At 66.1% G+C, this 19,142-nt stretch carries 11 protein-coding genes and 1 pseudogene; 3 read left to right on the forward strand and 9 right to left on the reverse strand.

What is annotated here, in order from left to right; all coding sequences use genetic code 11:
- Positions 1 to 144: 144 nt before the first annotated feature.
- Complete coding sequence (locus ACXI0D_RS19395; protein WP_014037072.1) at positions 145 to 1,017, forward strand: crotonase/enoyl-CoA hydratase family protein; 873 nt, start codon at positions 145 to 147, stop codon at positions 1,015 to 1,017.
- 180 nt (positions 1,018 to 1,197) lie between these two features.
- On the forward strand, positions 1,198 to 2,952 hold the full coding sequence (locus tag ACXI0D_RS19400) for a hypothetical protein (RefSeq protein WP_479642986.1): 1,755 nt from the start codon (positions 1,198 to 1,200) through the stop codon (positions 2,950 to 2,952).
- On the opposite strand, the gene ACXI0D_RS19405 is transcribed toward ACXI0D_RS19400, so the two are convergent.
- The 8 genes and pseudogenes from ACXI0D_RS19405 to ACXI0D_RS19440 form a co-directional block, all read right to left on the reverse strand.
- Positions 2,949 to 5,123 (reverse strand): response regulator, encoded by a 2,175-nt coding sequence (locus ACXI0D_RS19405; protein ID WP_049443464.1) that lies wholly within the window; start codon positions 5,121 to 5,123, stop codon positions 2,949 to 2,951. The two genes, ACXI0D_RS19400 and ACXI0D_RS19405, sit on opposite strands and share 4 nt — an antisense overlap.
- The gene (gene rpfG, locus ACXI0D_RS19410; protein WP_014037069.1) at positions 5,120 to 6,265 is read right to left on the reverse strand and encodes a cyclic di-GMP phosphodiesterase response regulator RpfG; all 1,146 of its coding nucleotides are present in this window, start codon (positions 6,263 to 6,265) and stop codon (positions 5,120 to 5,122) included. Before rpfG ends, ACXI0D_RS19405 begins: the two co-directional genes overlap by 4 nt.
- Before the next feature lie 205 nt (positions 6,266 to 6,470).
- Positions 6,471 to 7,981: pseudogene (gene lysS / locus ACXI0D_RS19415) on the reverse strand (lysine--tRNA ligase).
- 183 nt (positions 7,982 to 8,164) lie between these two features.
- A complete protein-coding gene (locus tag ACXI0D_RS19420; protein WP_101765389.1) occupies positions 8,165 to 9,805 on the reverse strand; it encodes an acetolactate synthase large subunit in 1,641 nt (546 codons plus the stop codon).
- Positions 9,806 to 9,868: 63 nt separating this feature from the next.
- Positions 9,869 to 11,254, reverse strand: coding sequence for an NAD-dependent succinate-semialdehyde dehydrogenase (locus ACXI0D_RS19425; RefSeq protein ID WP_119006199.1), 1,386 nt, complete (start codon positions 11,252 to 11,254; stop codon positions 9,869 to 9,871).
- A gap of 646 nt (positions 11,255 to 11,900) precedes the next feature.
- Positions 11,901 to 12,683 (reverse strand): helix-turn-helix transcriptional regulator, encoded by a 783-nt coding sequence (locus ACXI0D_RS19430; protein ID WP_042358681.1) that lies wholly within the window; start codon positions 12,681 to 12,683, stop codon positions 11,901 to 11,903.
- 45 nt (positions 12,684 to 12,728) lie between these two features.
- Positions 12,729 to 13,854 (reverse strand): peptide chain release factor 2 gene (gene prfB / locus ACXI0D_RS19435; protein ID WP_014037064.1). Its coding sequence is split into 2 segments (ribosomal slippage): positions 12,729 to 13,778 and positions 13,780 to 13,854, totalling 1,125 coding nucleotides; the frame shifts between segments, so codons are not numbered across the junction.
- 70 nt (positions 13,855 to 13,924) lie between these two features.
- Complete coding sequence (locus ACXI0D_RS19440) at positions 13,925 to 14,785, reverse strand: LytTR family DNA-binding domain-containing protein (RefSeq protein WP_049443460.1); 861 nt, start codon at positions 14,783 to 14,785, stop codon at positions 13,925 to 13,927.
- A gap of 175 nt (positions 14,786 to 14,960) precedes the next feature.
- On the opposite strand from ACXI0D_RS19440, the gene ACXI0D_RS19445 reads away from it, so the two are divergent.
- On the forward strand, positions 14,961 to 16,166 hold the full coding sequence (locus ACXI0D_RS19445) for an acyltransferase family protein (RefSeq protein ID WP_479642987.1): 1,206 nt from the start codon (positions 14,961 to 14,963) through the stop codon (positions 16,164 to 16,166).
- A 40-nt stretch (positions 16,167 to 16,206) separates the two neighbouring features.
- Here ACXI0D_RS19445 and ACXI0D_RS19450 read toward each other — a convergent pair whose 3' ends face one another.
- Positions 16,207 to 19,119: a VIT domain-containing protein gene (locus tag ACXI0D_RS19450; protein ID WP_479642988.1), complete on the reverse strand. Its 2,913-nt coding sequence runs from the start codon at positions 19,117 to 19,119 to the stop codon at positions 16,207 to 16,209.
- Positions 19,120 to 19,142: the final 23 nt, after the last annotated feature.

Genomic DNA, 19,142 nt, shown 5'->3' on the forward strand with positions numbered 1-19,142 from the left:
GACAGTGCAGGGCCCGGGGCGGAAACGTCCCGGGCCCTTTCGCATGCGACGCCCCTGAGGCGGTGTAGCATCGCCGCGTGTGTGGACCGTTCGGCCCGCCGGCCACCCACCTGACACTGCGGGCCGCATGCCGAGGACCCTTCCATGAGTACCATCGAAAAGCTGCCCTCAAGCGGCTCGCCTTTTGCCACCATCCGTACCGAAGACAGTGCCGACGGCGCTGCCCACTGGCTGTTCATGCATGCCGATGCCGCCACCGGCATCCGTCCCTGCTGCCGCAAGGACATGCTCGACGAGATGTGGAGCTACATGGCCGCCATCACCCGCAGCCCTGCCGAGCGCCACAGCGGCACCCTGCGGCATTTCGTGCTGGCCTCGGACGCCGTCGCCTACAACCTGGGCGGTGACCTGGACCTGTTCACCCGCCTGATCCGCGAGGGCAACCGCGACCTCCTGCTGAACTACGCCCAGCGCTGCGTGGAGGGCGTGCACCACCTGCATACCGGGTTCGGCGGCGATGTCCGTTCGATCGCCCTGATCCAGGGCGACGCCCTCGGCGGCGGCCTGGAAATGGCGCTGGCCTGCCACACCATCGTCGCCGAAGAAGGCAGCGGCCTCGGCCTACCGGAGGTGCTGTTTGGCCTGTTCCCGGGCATGGGCGCCTATTCCTTCCTGTGCCGCCGGGTATCGCCGCACCTGGCCGAGAAGATCATCCTCGATGGCCGGGTCTACAGCGCCGAGGAAATGCATGCGATGGGCGTGGTCGACGTGCTGGTGAAGAAGGGCGAAGGTCGGGCGGCGGTCGAGGAACTGATCCGCCAGCAGCAGCGCACCCCACAGTCCTACCTGGCAATGAACGCCGCACGCAGCATTGCCCAGCCTGTCAGCTATGACGAACTGCTGGAGATCACCAAGGTATGGGTCGATTCCGCCCTGGCCCTCGGCGACCGCTCGCTGCGAACCATGGATCGCCTGATCAAGGCCCAGACCCGTCGCGCCAGCCTCGACGCGGCCTGATTCATCCCTCCCCCAGGATGGGTTCAAGCCCGGTTGGCCACCGGGCTTTTTTTAGGGGTGCAACACCTTCAGCTGGACCGGCCGGCAGTAGAACGAACCTCGGACCTATCCAGCACCCAAGATGAACACCGATAATCCCGCTGATGGCAATGGAGCCGTCGACGCTGCAAGAAGGGATCAATGTTCAGTTGCTTGTTCGGTGCTGGAATCCAGTGGATTCATCTCAGAAGTGATGCCCCTCGCCTCTTCGGCTTCCCGGAGTTTCTCTCTGGATTGGCGTTGCTCCTTCTGGTCTGGACCATATTCGACGTGAGGTATCGATTCCGCGTCGCAACCGCGAGAATTCACGTCGAGAAGTTCGCGATGATTGCGATGATCTCGGTGGGCTGCCTTACGCTCCTCACCGACTGGTGGCGCGCCACGTCCCGACCGGTCATCGCCGGATCATTGCTCACTCCGGAGACCTGGCAGGCCGCTCTTGCCGCCGTGTTCTTCGCCACATTGATCGCCTGGACAATCGCGGCGTTCTCATCATCGAATCGATTCAGTGCCGCCAACGCAAACCGCTTTTCTGAGGCCGCCCAGAAGATCATCGATCGCGGAAGGCCAGATGAAATTTCAGTACTGGTCGAGGAACTAGGTCGCTCCATGGGAGAGATCGCTCGCCACCTGCATGCACCGGAAACAGCGCCCAGCAACGAACGATCCGCGCACGCATGCGCAGAGCGAATCACCAATCGATTCAAGGATCGGAACGTCTGTCGCACCATCGTAGTTGAGTGCCCAACCGCCATTCCCGCATTCTTCAGGGAAATCCCATCCACTGATCGGCCACATCCCGCCGCTATCCGTTTTGCAGAGAATCTGGTTGCTGAAGCAATCAGACTCGATGGGTCGTTCCTCTACAACGAGGACTACTTCCCCGCAGATGACATCGCTGATGAGGCGCTCCCTCACCCGGCAACTGCCGCACTCGTCTGCAACCGCGCGCTACTCGACAACTCCTTATATCTGCTGGCCCCACGCGAGGGATCTGCAGTCAGACTGAGCCTCCCCCAGTGGCACGCCTATCTCGGCCTGGTATCCCTGGCGCACGCAGCATGGATGGAAAATCCGTCGCCGGAACCTCCCGACGCACTGCATTGGGCACGCTTCTTCATTGAACGCCAGACCTCCGACCTTGCACAGATCAGGGAGCCCGTAACGTTCCGGAGCGAGTCCTACAAAAGTGTCGAAAAGGAACTGCAGTTCATTGGCAGATTGATCGCCCAGCTTCCGGAGACGCCGCCTCCATCGACAGGACGATGGGAGCCGGCAATCGGCTATATCGAAGCCATGGCGTTCTCACTGATCGAGTCAGCCGCAGAGATGAAGGCCCCGCAGGCTTCGACCACAAAAATTCAGTTCTCGCTCATCTGGGAACACCTGTTCTCGCACTCCATTCGTGCGTCGGCAGCAGGAAGGCAGTTCCAGGAGCGCATCGCCGCACGCATGCTCGCAAAGATCCGCGAATGCCCGAGCCTGGATGCTGTCCACCTGCTCAGCTTCTGCATCAACGCTCTGGGCCTTTCGGCAACCACTGCCGAATCACGCTATGGAGAGCCCTGGCGCGCCTTCCACATGGATCTCCTGGCGTGGATGAAGACCCACCTCGGGCCCTTGCTGGAACGCTATCCACGCATGTCCGAGGCCTTCGTTGAAGGCATCGAGTACGACGCCCCAAACCACACCTTGATCCGCTGGTACGTAAAGAGGGGCCAGCGCCAGCCGCACCCGCAAACCCTCCTGCTGACGCACCGGGAATCGATACGTCAGCCGTCCGACTCCGATCAGAAGCCAAGGGGCGCATCAAACTCCCTCGCCTGGATACTGCGCGCAGCGGAATCAGCGGCACAGCGGATTCTCGAACTCGCGCGACGAACCAACAATCCCTAACGCGCCTCACCATCATCAGCAGCACCGCGCAGGCGGCGTTCGGCCCGTGCCTCCAGCGCACGCCGGCCTTCCTTGATCGCGTCCTGCAGGATGTCCAGGCGCGGACGCCATTCGGTCTTGAGCTGCCAGTCGGCCATCCGCATCAGCTCGCCGGCACGATTGGACGCGCGCATCAGGCCAAGGTTGCTGGCCACGCCCTTGATCGCGTGGGCCTGTTCGCGGAACACATCCCAGTGCGCAGCCTCGCCGGCCTGCTCGGCCTTGCCCATGCAGCTCGCCACATCCTCCAGGCACTGGCGGATGAACTCGCGCTCGAAGCCCTCGCCCATGCCCAGCGAGGCCAGTTCGTCCAGCACACTGCTGTCGAGCACCCCGTCCTGCAGCGCCGCCGGCCGCACCACCGGCGCAGCCATGGTCTTCAACTGGGCGTTGTTGGCGATCTCGGCCAGGGTATCGAGCAGGCGTACCGCCACCACGGGCTTGGCCAGGAAGGCATGCGCACCGGCCTGGGTGCAGCGCTGGATCGCGTCGGGCGTGACATCGGCGCTGAGCACCAGCACCGGTGTGCGCGGACCGCCGCCGGCCTGCATGACCCGCAACTCCTTGAGCATGTCCAGCCCGCTCATGCCTGGCATGTGCAGATCGACGATGACCGCGTCGAACTCGCTGTCGGCCAGCGCATCCAGCACCGCCTCACCGCCGTCCACGCACAGCACACGATGCCCGGCCTTCTGCAGCAGGCGCTGCAGGACCATGCGGTTGGCCTCATGGTCGTCGGCCACCAGGATCTGCATGCTGCGCACGCGGGCGCGATGGCGCAGGAACGGATCGGCAAAGGCGATCACGTTACCGCCCGGCCCGACGTCTTCGTCGCCGGTCAGGCTCGGCACCGCACCCGGCACCAGCGGCTGCGGCGGCGCGAACGGCAGCTCTACCCAGAAGTGGCTGCCGCGCGGCGGGTTTTCCAGATAGCCGATGTCACCGTCCATGGCTTCGACCAGGCCCTTGGCGATGGTCGTGCCAAGGCCGGTGCCCTCGTGGCGGCGCGCCATGCTGACGTCAGCCTGCTCGAAGGCATCGAACAGCCGCGCGCGCATGGCCGGCGCCACGCCGATGCCGGTATCGAGGATGTCGAAGCGCAACCGCACTGCGCCATTGGTATCCGCATGGACGACGCCGACACGGATCTCGACCCGGCCGTGGTCGGTGAACTTGACTGCATTGCCGGCCAGGTTCAACAGGATCTGCCGCAGATGCCCGACATCGCCGCGCACCCGTGGCGGCACACCGTCGGCGACCTTCACCCGGTAGTCCAGTCGCTTGGCCTTGGCCTGCGGCAGCAGGATCAGCCCGATCGCCTGGATCACATCGGTCACGGCGAAGTCTTCGGCCACCACGCGCAGCTTGCCGGCTTCGATGGCCGAGATGTCCAGCACTTCCTCCACCAGCGCCAGCAGGCTGCGCGATGATGCCTGGATGGTGTTGAGGCACTCGCGCTGCTCGTCGTCCAGGCGCGTGGTCGCCAGCACTTCGGTCATGCCGTTGAGACCGTTCAACGGGGTGCGGAACTCATGGCTCATGTTGGCCAGGAAACGACTCTTGGCCTCGCTGGCGCGGCGCGCCTCGGCCATCGCCTCGGTCAACTGCCGCAGCAGCGTCGAGAAGTACAGCGGCACCGCGGCCAGGCCGAGCCATAGGCCGATGGCCAGGCGGAAATTCTGCTGCCAGTACGGAGTCAGCAGCACGGTGCAACCGAAGCTCACCATCGCCATGGCCACCGCCACGTACAGATAGTGGTTGCCAAAGCGCATGCCGTTGCCGACCGTCACCCACATCACCACGATGTAGACCCAGGACAGCGGCTCGCCCATCTGCACCATGCCGGCAGCGATCAGGCCGTAGTCGGCCAGCATGCCCAGCACGCGGCGTGGATCCGAACGCGCGGGCCGCCACAGCAGCCAACCGAACAGCAGCAGCGACAGGCTCAGGCCGGTCAGCACGATCGCCAGCACGCCCACGTACTGCGTGTGCGGCAGATCGTGGCGTGGCGCAGGCAACAGCACGTAGGCCAGGATCAGGCTGATCAGGACAATGCGGACGATCTGCTGGCCGTGCTCACTGTCCTGGCGCTGGGACAGGCGCAGCCGCAGCTGCGACAACAGCCGTTTCACGCGCCCAGCCCCGGGCGCGCGGACGCCATCGAATGCTCGGCGCAGATCTGGTCCAGCTGCTCGCGGCCGCGCAGCAGCGCGTCCACGCATCGGGGGTCGAACAGGCGGCCACGCTGGGCGTAGAGATAAGCCAGGGTGGCTTCCATGGTCCATGCTTCCTTGTACGGACGGGGTGATATCAAGGCGTCGAAGACATCGGCGACGGCCACGATGCGCGCTTCCAGCGGAATCGCATCGCCGACCAGCCCATCGGGATAGCCACTGCCATCGTAGCGCTCATGATGACGCAGTGCGATCAACGCGCCAACCTGGATGAAGCGATTCTGGCTACCACTCAGCAGTTCATGGCCAATACGCGGGTGCCGGCGCATGATCGCCAGCTCTTCTTCGTTGAGCTTGCCCTGCTTGAGCAGCACCGCATCGGGGATGGCGATCTTGCCCATGTCGTGCAGCGGCGCAGCCATCTCGATCAGGCGCACTTCCTCTTCGGGCAGCCCGAGCTGGTCGGCGATCAGGCCAGCCACGCGCGCCATGCGCTCCAGGTAGGCGCTGGTACCGGCATCACGGAACTCGATCGCACGCGCCAGCCGCGACAGCGTCTCGCGCTCCCGCTCTTCGACTTCATGCATGCTGGCCAGCAGGCGCTGTTCCAGCGACAACGCCCGCTGCTTCACGTTCTCGGTCTGCTGCCGCAGCTGCAACAGGTTGTAGCAGCGCGCACGCAGTTCACGCGGGCGGATCGGCTTGACCAGGAAGTCGATGACACCCGCTTCCAGCGCGGCCTGCCGGATCGGCTCGTCGCCGACCACGGTGATCAGGATCACCGGAATGTCGCGGTGCTTCGGCAGGCGACGGAAACGACGGGCGAATTCCAGCCCGTCCATCTCCGGCATGCGGTAATCGAGCAGCAGCAGGTCGACCGGATGCGCCTCGCACCACGCCAATGCGGTCAGCGGATCGCCGAAGTCATACACGCTCAGTTCCGGCGCGATGTCCTCGATGACGTGACGCAGCATCGTCCGGGCGGAAGTCTGGTCGTCAACAATGACGATGTTCAACGCGTACTCTGCCTGGTTTTTCGACCATGCTGGATCATCAGCAGGCGAGGATACTCTGCCGCTGCGAACGCTCGCACCCTGCATCGGCCTGACTCCCGTGTCATGCGTCCCGGTTCATGATCGTCATCACATTGTGAAGCGGGCTCTCCACACTGTGCACTCCCCTTGGCGCCGATCAAGCCACAACAGGCGTCAAGGTAGTGCAATAACGATACGCCGAGTGCGGGAGGCGTCAATCGCGCCGTCTCGTTTCGGGACGGCGCGCACAATCAGGAGTCAAAAAGACGACTTACTGCTCCGGACGCATGTAAGGGAACAGCAGCACGTCACGGATCGAGCTGCTGCCGGTCAGCAGCATCACCAGGCGATCGACGCCGATGCCCAGGCCGCCGGTCGGGGCCATGCCGTACTCCAGCGCACGGATGTAGTCGGCGTCGTAATGCATGGCCTCGTCGTCCCCCCCTCCTTCGCGGCCACCTGGGCCTGGAAGCGCTGGGCCTGGTCTTCCGGATCGTTCAGCTCGGAGAAGCCATTGGCCAGCTCCTTGCCATTGACGAACAGCTCGAAACGGTCGGTGTAGCCCGGATCGTTGTCGTTGGCACGGGCCAGCGGCGAGACCTCCACCGGGTGATCGGTGATGAAGGTCGGCTGGATCAGGGTGTGCTCGACGGTGGCCTCGAAGATCTCCAGCAGCAGCTTGCCCCAGCCGTAAGACGGCTTGACGCGGATCTTCAAGCGCTCGCAATGGCGCAGCAGCGCGTCACGGTCGGTGCAGTCGGCGGCGGAGATTTCCGGGTTGTGGTGGCGGACCGCCTCGTCCATGCGCCAGCGGCGGAACGCCGGGCCCAGGTCGATCTTCGCGCCATCCCACTCCACCTCGGTGCCACCGTTGACCGTCGTGGCCACGTCACGGATCACGCCTTCGGTCAGGTCCATGATCTCGTTGTACGTGGCATAGGCCTCGTACAGTTCCATCATGGTGAATTCCGGGTTGTGGCGGGTGCTGACGCCTTCATTGCGGAAGTTGCGGTTGATCTCGTACACGCGCTCCAGGCCACCCACGGTCAGGCGCTTGAGGTACAGCTCCGGCGCCACGCGCAGGTACAGGTCCAGGTCCAGCGCATTGTGGTGGGTGGTGAACGGCTTGGCCGCCGCGCCGCCGGGGATGTAATGCATCATCGGCGTCTCGACTTCCAGGAAGTCGCGGTTGTCCAGCCACGCGCGCATGGCGCGGATGATCTTCGAGCGCTTGATGAACACCGCGCGCGACTCCGGGGTCACGATCAGGTCGACGTAACGCTGGCGGTAACGCTGCTCGACGTCGGCCAGGCCGTGCCACTTGTCCGGCAGCGGGCGCAGCGACTTCGTCAGCAGGCGGATCGATTCGGCCTTGACCGACAGCTCGCCGGTCTTGGTACGGGTCAGGCCGCCTTCGACGGCGATGATGTCGCCCACGTCCCAGCCCTTGAAGGCGGTGTAGGCATCGCCCAGCACCGCGCCCTGCAGGAACAGCTGGATGCGGCCGGACTCGTCCTGGATCTGCGCGAAGCTGGCCTTGCCCATGATGCGCTTGGCCATCAGGCGGCCCGCCATCTTCACCTGGCGGCCGTTGCCTTCCAGAGCCTCGGCGGTCCACTGTCCGGCATCGGCGAATTCTTCCTGCAGGCGGCCGGCGAAGTCCTCGCGACGGAAGTCGTTCGGGTACGCGATGCCCTGCCCACGCAGCGCTTTGAGTTTCTCACGGCGCTCGGCGATCAACTTGTTTTCGTCGACGGGGGGGGTATCGGTAGCTTCGCTCATGGATCTGCGGGAATCGTGTAGTGAGGGGGGATGCTGCGCCCGGCACAGCCGGTTGCCCAGCATACCAAAACCGCCCTGCCCCGGCCCCGGCCCGCCGCCCGGTAGCCGCCAACCCTGGTTGGCGCTCTGCGTGTCGACCAAGGTCGACACCTACCGGGCGGATCGGCCGGCCCTGCTCCGGCCTTACCTGTTTCCTGGGAACGCCTGGCGCAACTCGTCCACCAGCACCCGCTGGTTCTCCGAGTAATCGATCGGCACCGACACCAGGTGCACCCCGCCCTCGTTGAAGGCCGCTTCCAGGGTTGGGATGAACTGCTCGATGGCCGTCACCTCGTGACCCTTGCAGCCATAGGCCTCGGCATACTTCACGAAATCGGGGTTGCTGAAGGTCATGCCGTAGTCGGTGAAACCATCCACCGCCTGCTTCCAGCGGATCATCCCGTAGGCGCCGTCGTTGAGGATCAGCACCACCAGGTTCAGGCCCAGCCGGCGCGCCGTCTCCAGCTCCTGGCTGTTCATCATGAAACCGCCGTCACCGCAAACCGCCAGCACCCGCCGCTGTGGATACAGGATCGAGGCCATGATCGCCGACGGCAGGCCCGCGCCCATCGTCGCCAGCGCGTTGTCCAGCAGCAGCGTATTGGCCACCTGGGTGCGGTAGTTGCGCGCGAACCAGATCTTGTACATGCCGTTGTCCAGCGCCACGATGCCGTCCGGCGGCATTACCTGGCGCACGTCGTGCACCAGCCGCTGCGGGGTGAACCCGGCATCTTCGGCACGGTCGGCCAGGTGCTCAAGGATGGTCGGGCGCAGCGGCAGCAGCGCGGCGGCATTCGGCACCGCGCCCTCGATGCGGTCGGCCAGCTGGGTCAACGAACGGCCGATATCGCCGATCACCTCCACCTGCGGGAAGTACACCTGCTCCACCGCCGCCTGCGAGTAGCCAATGTGGATCACGGTCGGCCCACCCGGGCGCATCACGAACGGCGGCTTCTCGGTGACCTCGTGGCCGATGGTCACGATCACGTCGGCCTGGTCGATCGCCATGTGCACGTAGTCGCGCTCGGTCAGCGCCGCGGTGCCCATGTACAGGCCCGAACCGCCGGCCACCGCGCCCTTGCCCATCTGCGTGGTGAAGAACGGGATGCCGGCGCGCAGCACAAAGGCCGACAGCGCTTCGCTGGACTGCGGTCGCGACGCCGCTGAAGCGATCATCAGCAACGGCCGCTTGGCATTGCGGATGATCTCCGCCGCCCGGTCCAGCGCCTCCGGGCTGGCAATGGGACGGTCCACCGCGTGCGGCGGAATCAGCGCCACGCCCTCGACCTCATCGGCCGCGATGTCTTCGGGCAGCTCCAGCAACACCGGGCCCGGGCGCTCTTCCTGGGCGACACGGAACGCCTCGCGGACGATGGTCGGGATGGTGCGCGCCGAGACGATCTGCCGCGCCTGCTTGGTCAGCGGCTTCATCGTGCCGACGATGTCGACAATCTGGAAGCGCGCCTGCTTGCTGGCGACGATGCCCTTCTGGCCGGTGATCATGATCACCGGCCACGCACCCAGCAGCGCGTAAGCAGCGCCGGTGGTGAAGTTGAGCGCACCCGGGCCGAGCGTGGCCAGGCACACGCCGGGCTTGCCGGTCAGGCGCCCATAGGTGGCCGCCATGAACACCGCTGCCTGCTCGTGGCGGGTGATGACCAGCTCGATGCTGGAATGGCGCAGTGACTCGACCACGTCGAGGTTTTCTTCGCCGGGAATACCGAAAATGCGCTCAACGCCTTCGTTCTCAAGCGCGGCGACAAGCAGATCTGAACCCTTGGACATTGGAATGCCGTCCTTTTCGCTGGACTGATGGTGGATCGTTGCAGGAAGGATGAGAGCCGCGCGTCAACGCTTGTCGAACCATACCGTCTGCGCGTTGACGAACTCGCGGATGCCGAAGTGCGAGAGCTCGCGGCCGAAGCCGCTCTTCTTCACGCCGCCGATCGGCACGCGTGGGTCCGAGGCGGAGAAGCCGTTGACGAACACGCCGCCGGTCTGCAACCGGCGCGCCAGCTGCATGGCCCGCGCGCGGTCGCCGGTCCACAGGTTGCCGCTGAGGCCGAATTCACTCTGGTTGGCCAGCTCCACCGCATGGTCGGCGTCGCGGGCCCGGCTGATCGAGGCCACCGGCCCGAAGGTCTCGGTATCGAAGGCCTGCATGCCCGGCTCCACGCCGGCCAGCACGGTGGGCGCATAGAACGCGCCCGGGCGATCCAGCTGGTGGCCACCGACCAGCAGCTGCGCGCCGGCCTCCACCGAAGCGCGTACCTGCGCGTCGAGCTGTTCCAGCAGGTCCTGGCGCGCCATCGGGCCGATGCGGTTGCCCGCTTCACGACCATCGCCGATGGTCAGCGCCTGCACCTTCTGGCAGAACTGCGCCACGAAGCGGTCGTACACCGCGTCTTCAACGATGATGCGCTTGCCGGCGATGCAGACCTGCCCGGTGTTCTGGAAGCGCGAGGCCACCGCCGCATCGACGGCCGCATCGAGGTCGGCGTCGGCCAGCACGATGAACGGATCCGAGCCGCCCAGTTCCAGCACCACCTTTTTCAGCGCCTGGCCGGCCTGGGCGGCAATGCTGCGGCCGGCGGCCACGCTGCCGGTCAGGGTGACGGCGGCGATGCGGTCATCGGCGATCGCACGGCTGGTGCCCTCGCGGCTGATGTTGGCGGCGATGAAAGTGCCATCCGGCAGTCCGGCATCACGCCAGGCGGCATCAAGCAGCTGCGCGGTACCGACGATGTTCTCGGCCGGCTTCAGCAGGAAGCCGTTGCCGCCCATCAGGATCGGCACCGCCGCGCGCATCACCTGCCAGTACGGGAAATTCCACGGCATGATGCCCAGCACGACGCCGAGCGGCAGGTAGGACACGTAAGCCTTGTCATCAGGCACCTGGGTCGGTTCGTCGCGCAGGAACTGCGCGCCGTGGTCGGCGTACCAGTCGCACAGCACGGCACACTTCTCGATCTCGGCCAGCGATTCGGCCTGCACCTTGCCCATCTCGGCGGTGGCCAGCGCAGCCAGCTTGTCGCGGTCACGGCGCAGTACGCCCGCCATCGCGCGCAACACCTGCGCTCGCTGTTCGAGGCTGCTGGCGCTCCAGGCAGCGAAGCCGGCCTGGCCGCGATCGAGGATCGCATCCAGTTCGGCATCGGTGGCGAAGGGATGGCTGGCGATCTGCAGGCCGGTGGCCGGATCGCGGGAAATGGCGGTGGTGGGGGCAGCGGACATGCAGGTCTCCTGGTGTCTCGACAACGGGCGGCGGCCCGTCTCCTGCACAGGAATGTGGACCCGATGGGCGGGCACAACAAGGCGTCTGCTTATCCTGTGACCTGCACTTACCTGCCTGAATGGGTGGGTTGTCCTGGCAGGGCTGCGCCCTGCACCCGCAGAGGCTTCAAACCAAGGCAACGGCAACAGCGTGCATTCCGCGAGATGGCGGGGTGGGTCCGGTTGCGGGGGACGGCGTGACTACATCCATGTAGCCTCGGTCGCGCCATCCATGGCGCTCACGCCCCCGCAACCGGACCCACCCCGCCTTCGACGGTTTCCTGCGATCTGTCGGAAATACTCTTGGGGTCAGATCCGTTTTCCGTAGGAAAACGGATCTGACCCCGGAATTTCTTTCGATATCTGACAGATGCGTCGACCAAGGTCGACACCTACCAACAACCGCGCGAAATCTGTCTGAGGTGGGGTGGTGTGGGTTGGCAGGACCGTTGGCGCCATGGATGGCGCCATCGAGCCCCCATGGACGGGTTTACGGCGTGTCCTGCCAACCCACACCACCCCGCCATCCCTCGGATAGTCCGCTGTTGCTGTTGCTGTCGCTTCGGCGTCTGCAGGTGCAGGGCTGCAAGCCCTGCCGAACAACCTCCTACCTACGCGGCAGGTAGGTCACCAGTGACAGGTCGTGCCGGCTCTCCGGCACCAACGCCACGTACTGCAGGTCCAGCAACCCGCGCGTGGGATGGTTCAGCTTCTTCGCGCCTTCATCGAACCGACGCACGTCGTGCTCCGGCCACCATTGGCGGAACTCCTCGCTGTGCGCCGCGATGTCCTCGACCAGTGCCAGGAACGGGGCCTTGTCCGGCGCCTGCGCCATCGCCGCACGGAAGCCCGCCAGCAGGCCGCGGGTCATTTCTTCCCAGTTGAGGATCAGCGTGCGGTACGGCGGGTACAGGAACATCAACCGCAGCGTGTTGCGCTCATGCGGCGCCAGCTGGCTGTAGTCCACGAACAGATCGGCGATGGCCGGGTTCCAGGCCAGGATGTCGAAGCGGGTGTTGCGCACATAGGCCGGGATCGGCTGCATCGCGTCCACCAACTGGCGCAGGCCGTCGGTCACGCTCTCGTCCGGTGATTCCAGTGGCACACCATAGCCGGACAGCGCGAACGCGTAGGCGCGTTCGTCGTCGCTCATGCGCAGCACCTGCGCCAGCCGCTCCAGCACCTCGGGCGAGGCGCGCACTTCGCGGCCCTGCTCGATCCACGTGTACCAGCTGACGCTGACGCCGATCGCCAGTGCGACTTCCTCGCGCTTCAGGCCCGGGGTACGCCGGCGCCCGGCCGGGAGGCCGAGCGTGGCGGGGTCGACACGGGCGCGGCAGGCCTTGAGGAAGCCGCCGAGTTCCTTGCGTTCACTTTCGCTGCGCATCATCGCCCTCCATCACGGAGGGCGATGCTATCCGCGCAGGCGCGTCGATCAGGCATCGACGCGCTTGGAGCCCACGGCCAGGCCAGCCTTCAGGCTGGCCTCGACGAACTCGTCCAGGTCGCCGTCGAGCACCTTCTGCGTGTCCGAGCGTTCGATGCCGGTGCGCAGGTCCTTGATACGGCTCTGGTCCAGCACGTAGTTGCGGATCTGGCTGCCCCAGCCGATGTCGGACTTGGTGGCTTCCACCGCATCCTTCTCGGCGTTGCGCTTCTGGATCTCCAGCTCGTACAGCTTGGCGGCCAGCATCTTCATCGCGTTGTCGCGGTTCTGGTGCTGGCTGCGGCCGGTCTGGCAGGCCACGACGATGTTGGTCGGGATGTGGGTGATACGCACCGCCGACTCGGTCTTGTTGACGTGCTGGCCACCGGCACCGGACGAGCGGTACACGTCGGTGCGCAGGTCAGCCGGGTTGATGGTGATGTCGATGTTGTCATCGATCTCCGGCGACACGAACACCGAAGTGAAGCTGGTGTGGCGGCGGTTGTCCGAGTCGAACGGCGACTTGCGCACCAGGCGGTGCACGCCGGTCTCGGTCTTCAGCCAACCATAGGCATAGTCGCCTTCCACGCGCAGCGTGGCCGACTTGATGCCGGCGACGTCGCCACCGGACACTTCCATCAGTTCGGTCTTCCAGCCGCGCGACTCGCACCAGCGCAGGTACATGCGCAGCAGGATCTCGGCCCAGTCCTGGGCTTCGGTGCCGCCGGCACCGGCCTGGATGTCGACGAACGCGGCCGCATTGTCCATCTCGCCGGAGAACATGCGCTGGAACTCCAGCTTCTCCACGTGGGCCTGGTGCTTGTCCAGGTCGGCGACCACGGCCAGTGCGGTGTCCTCATCCTGCTCGGACTCGGCCAGCTCCAGCAGTTCGGTGGCGTCGTTCAGGCCATCGAGCACCGAGGCGATGCCGCCCACGGTCTTTTCCAGGCTGGAACGCTCGCGGCCCAGGTTCTGGGCGTACTCGGCGTTGTTCCAGACGTCGGGGCTTTCCAGCTCCCGCGTTACTTCTTCAAGACGCTCTTTCTTGGCGTCGTAGTCAAAGATACCCCCGAAGCGACAGCACGCGATCGGTCAGATCGGTGATGCGCTGGCGGACAGGATTCAGTTCGATCATGTCGGCGGTTATGCATTCAAAAGATGACTGGTAATGATACCGCAGGCCGCGGGTGCCCGGAATGAGGGCCTCACCCTGCCCCCAGCGCCTGCCGCAGCAGCGGCAGCTGGCGCCGGCTGCAGGGCACTTTGGCTCCGTCGGCCATGTGCAGCAGGGCCTCGCCACCGTCCAGCGGCTCGATCGAGCGCAGCTGGCCCCGATGGATCAGCCAGCTGCGGTGCGGGCGCAGGAACACGCCCGGGTCCAGCCGCTGCTCCAGTACCGCCATGGTGATCCGCAGCGGGTAGTCGTGGCCGCGTACCCGCAGGTTCACGTAGTTCCCCGCCGCCTGGGCGTACTCCACGTCTGCAGTGGCGACCAGGAACTCCTTGCCCAGCTTGCGCACAAGGAAGTGCTGGGGGCGCTCGACCGGCTCCACCGGCGGGCCGACGTCCGGCTCGGCCAGCAGGCTCGCCTCACCCTGCCGGCGCCGGCCGAACCAGCTGGCAAAGTGCTCCAGTGCCACGAACATCGCAAACGTGCGCACATCCTTCAGGTATTCGTACGCAAAACGCTCCAGCCAGCCGGCATCGTCCTGGTACCGATAGCCCAGCGCTGCATACGCCAGGTGCCGCAGCAGCATCATCCCCACCACGTGCAGCAGCGACCAGCCGACGCTGGCCAGAAGATACAGCGGCAACCGCTGCTTCCATGTATCGGCATGCAGCGGCCAGCGCTCGCAGCCCCACCACAGCAACGGCAGGGTCAACAGGATCAGGCCGAGGCTGCTGAACTCCCAGATCATCGGTTCCCACAGGCCGAGATCGGCGCCGCGGCGTCCGGCATCCATCACTTCCACCAGCGCATTGGTCACGGCTGAAGCGGACAGGATGGCCGCCCATACCAGCAGGCGGGTTGACGTGCGCCAGCGCGGTGGTCGGCCCTGGGTCATTGCTGCATCCATGTCGTTGCGGTGCTCCAGCCTGCCTCAAGGGACCAAGGGTAGCGGCTCCATTGGTCCCACCACCCCCGCCATTGGTCACCGCGCGGGTTCCGGCGGCCCCTTGGCGGTCGCTGCACGGACCGGGCGGCGTCACCTTGGCTCGACTCTCCGGCACACCACCCCCATGACCCGACGCCACGACATCGACGCCCTGCGCGTGTTCGCCTTCGCCCTGCTGATCCTCTACCACACCGCCATGGCCTATGTGGACGACTGGGGCTTCCACCTCAAGAGCGTGCACACGGCCGAATGGCTGCAATGGCCGATGGTGTTCGTCAATCGCTGGCGGATGTCACTGCTGTTCCTGATCTCGGGCATCGCCATCGCACTGATGCGACCCGAAGGCAGGTTGCTGCGCTTCGCCGGCCTGCGCACCTGGAAGCTGCTGTTGCCCCTGCTGTTCGGCATGTTCGTGATCGTACCCATCCAGCCTTACTGCGAAGGCGTGGCCAACGGCCATGTAGCGCCGGGCTTCGGCCACTTCCTGCTGCGCTACTGGCAGGTGCGGCCCTGGCCGGAAGGCAGCTTCGCGGGCTGGCAGTACGGCATCACCTGGAACCACCTGTGGTACCTGGCCTATCTGTGGAACTACACCCTGGCGCTGGCCCTGCTGATGCCATTGCTGGGAACCACAGGGGTGCGCAGCGCGATGGTACGCGTTGCAGCCTCACCCACGCTGCTGATCGGCATTCCGTTCGCCCTGCTGCTGGCCTGGGTGGTCTGGCTGGAGCCGATCTATCCGTCCACCAATGCCCTGCTCGGCGACTGGTACCAGCACGCGAAGTACGCCACGGCATTCCTGGCCGGCTACCTGCTGGGTCGCGAGCCACTGTTCTGGGAACGGGTGGTGGCCCTGCGCCGCACCACGCTGTGGCTGGCACTGGCGGCGGTCGGCTGGTACATGGGCCTGCGCATCCTTGGCCAGGTGCTGGCGGCCGATTCCCCCCTGCGGCAATGGCCCGAACCGTTCTGGGACCTGCAGGTCCGGACCAGCCAGTCGCTGTACGTATGGACCGCACTGCTGGCCATCCTGGGCTGGGGAAAGGTCTTCCTTGATCGTCCGTTCCGCTGGTTGCCGTACTGCACCGAAGCCATCTATCCCTGGTATATGCTGCACCAGAGCCTGATCATCGCCCTGCTGTTCTGGCTCAAGCCACTGCAACTGGGCCCGTGGATGGAACCGGCCCTGCTGCTGGCCGGTACCGTCGGTGGCTGCCTGCTGATCCACGAGCTGCTGATCCGACGCTCGCGCTGGCTGCGGCCGCTGTTTGGCCTGCGCGCCGATCCGCCTGCGGCGCAGATCGCACGCGCCGCGACAGCGCAGTTGTAGAGCCGAGCATGGGCTCGGCTCTACACGGGTGTCCGAACGGTCATTTCACCTCGAACTCGCCCACCAGCACGGTCTCGGCACGGTCCTTCAACCGCATCGTTACCATCTGGTCCTTCTGCTTCGGCGTGCCCCAGTGCGTGGTCAGGCGCAGCATCAGGGTCGTCGCACCGGTCACCAGCTGCTGGCGGCTGCCGAAATAGTTCGCCTCGACCTTGTACTTGCCCGGCTTGGCGTTACGCAGCGAGAACTGCTCGGGACCATAGCCGCCGGTAAAGTCCTGCGACATCCGCCCGCCCTGGTAGGTCTGGCGGTTGCCGTAGTACGCGCGCTCGCCATTCGGGTCGGTCACCCACAGGTCCATGTCGCTGTTGTCGGCGTCCCACGACAGCACCACGCGCAGGTCCAGCGGCATCGCCTGCAGCAGTCGCGGGTCGATGCTGCGGGTGTCCAGACGCGGCGTACTGCGCGCCACCAGGTTGGTCAGCTCATCCAATGCGATCAGGGCGATGCCATCGAAACGACTGTCCCACGGCCGCACCACCACCTGGTACAGCGGCGCCAGTGCCTGCTGCGGCTTGCCCGCTGCTGCCAGCGCCAGGCCCAGGTCGCGGAAGCTCTGCGGCTCCTCCTGACCCATCGCCAGCACCTGCTCGAACACCGGCACCGCCAGTGCCGGTGCATCGGCCTGCATCAGCCGGTAGCCGAGCACGCGCAGCAGGTGGCGGTTGTCCAAGTCCATCTCGGCAAGGTTCGACAGCACGCGCAGTGCCAGTTCGCGCTGGCCCTGCTCCAGCAGCAGGTCGGCCACGTCAAGGAAGAACGCGCTGCTGTCGGCGTGGGCATCGCGCTCGGCCAGATAGCGGTCATAGAGCTGCGACGGCGGACCCTGGCGCAGGCGACGGGCGATGGCCGAGTCCGGCTGCCAGGCCGCCAGCCGGATGCCGAGCTGGCCGTCGTTGGCGGCAGCAGATGCGTCGGCGAACCCACCGGTGACCGCGATCGCATCCAGCGTCTTGTTCGATGCAGGTGCTGAGCGGCGCGCGCGTGCGCTGCTGGCGTCCATGCGCTGCTCGGCAGCCGCTGCCATCGGTGAAGGCGCAGCCGGCGGGGCAGGCGCAGGGGCTGCCAGCATCGCCACGGGTGCGGATTCGGCTGCGTAGCCTGCGGATGCAACTTCCAGCGCCATTTCCTTGGCCTGCGGCGGCGCGCCCTTCGGCCAGCTGCGGTTCCACCACTGCTGGCGCTCCTTCCAGCGAGCGGCCACTTCATCCAGGCGCTGGCGATCGGCTGCGGCGCGATCACGTACCTGCACTGCAAACCTGGCGTCGTACTCGGCGCGCAGCGTGCCGGACGGACGGATCGCATAGCGCAGGTAGTCCTCCAGCGTCTCCAGCACGATCAGGGAGGTATCCGGCCCGACCAGGCCGAACTGCTGCGACAGCCGCTGCATGGCTTCGCGGTTGCCTCGACGGTCGGCGCCGAGTTGCTGCAGACGGGCCTGCGCCCACAAGCCGGCCACCAGTTCACCGTCGTCACTCTTCTGCGTTGCCGGCAGCGCTTGCCATTCACCGCCGCCCACGCGCACCCGCATCGGCACGCCGTCGGCCGCCAGTCGTGCATGCAGCCACAACCAGCCCTGGGCTTCACTGCGACGATCGATCACCACGTCCTGTACGCCGCGGCCCGCATCGACCTGCACGTCCAAGGGCGACGACAGTAGTTCGCGAGCGGCCGCATCAACATCATTACCCAGCGCGACGAAGCGTCCGCCATGCGCTTCGCTCCAGCCACGCAGTCGCGTGCTGTCAGTACGGGCGCCGGCGCTGCTGATCGCGAACAGGCGTTGATCCGGCGCGAGTGCTGGCAGTGCTTCCGGCCCATAGGTCAGCAGACCATCGCTGAGCAGCAGGTACTCCTTCACACTCGGCTGCGGCTGCCACTGCGCCAGCGCGCTGGCACCGTCCGGGCGCACGGCCTGCAGCGCAGCACGCAGCTCGTTCCAGTTGCCAGCGCGGACGCGGAAGCGCCGCACCGGTTCGGCGCGGTCGCGCAGCACGGTCAATGTCACCGTGCCGTCACCCATCGCGGCGAAGTAGCGATCCAGCAGCGCGAACTCACGCGTGCGATTGCGCTGCCCCGCCGAACCGGAACCATCCCACAGCAGGCCGATCTCGCTGGGCAGCGTGCGGGGCGTGCTGTTGGCCGCCACCGGCAGCTGCGCCAGCAGGTAGTGCCCATCCTGCCAGAGCGCCACCTCGACCTGCGCCTGACGTGCTGCGGGCAGGCGCCACTGCAGCTGCGTCGGCAGCTGCGCGCCCTTGCCCTGCCAGTGCAGCTGGCCCGCAGTGATGCGGAACGGCGCCATGCCAGCGGTGGACGCGCCCGGCGCCTGCAGCTTCAATTCAACCGAAGACGCACCGGCGGCGAACTGCAGCGGAAGCGTCCACTGCCAGCCTTGTCCGGCGAAGGCCAACGGCTCACGAATCACCAGCTGCACGCGGCGGCTGCCGCCGGCCGGCAGCGGATAGATGCGCAGGCGGAACTGGTTGCCGGCAGTCTGCTCCAGCAGGCCCGGGTCGACACCACGCCGGGCGATTTCTTCGAACACCTGACGGCCACGGTCCTTGGGCACCGGCACCGCGTCACGCAGTTCGCCGTTGATGTCCAGCGCGAAGCCGGTGATCTGCTGGCCATCGGCCAGCGGGAACTGCAGCTCGCCCTCCAGCACGCGCCGGTTCGGGTTGTGGAATTCCAGGGTGATCCGGGTCTGGGCGACGCCGGCCAGGACCTCGCCTTCGATGCGCGCACGCTGGAGCTGCACAGGCTGTTCGGCGGCGGGCGCAATCAAAAGCAGTGTGGCGGCTTGCGGCCGGGCAATGCGTGGCGACTGGGCGCCGGCGGGCCAGATTGCGAGGGCAAGCATCAACACGCTGCAGCAACGGGCGAAGACCATGACAGGGCTCCAGTGGGATCGTG

Source organism: Stenotrophomonas sp. C9D9, assembly GCF_056491205.1.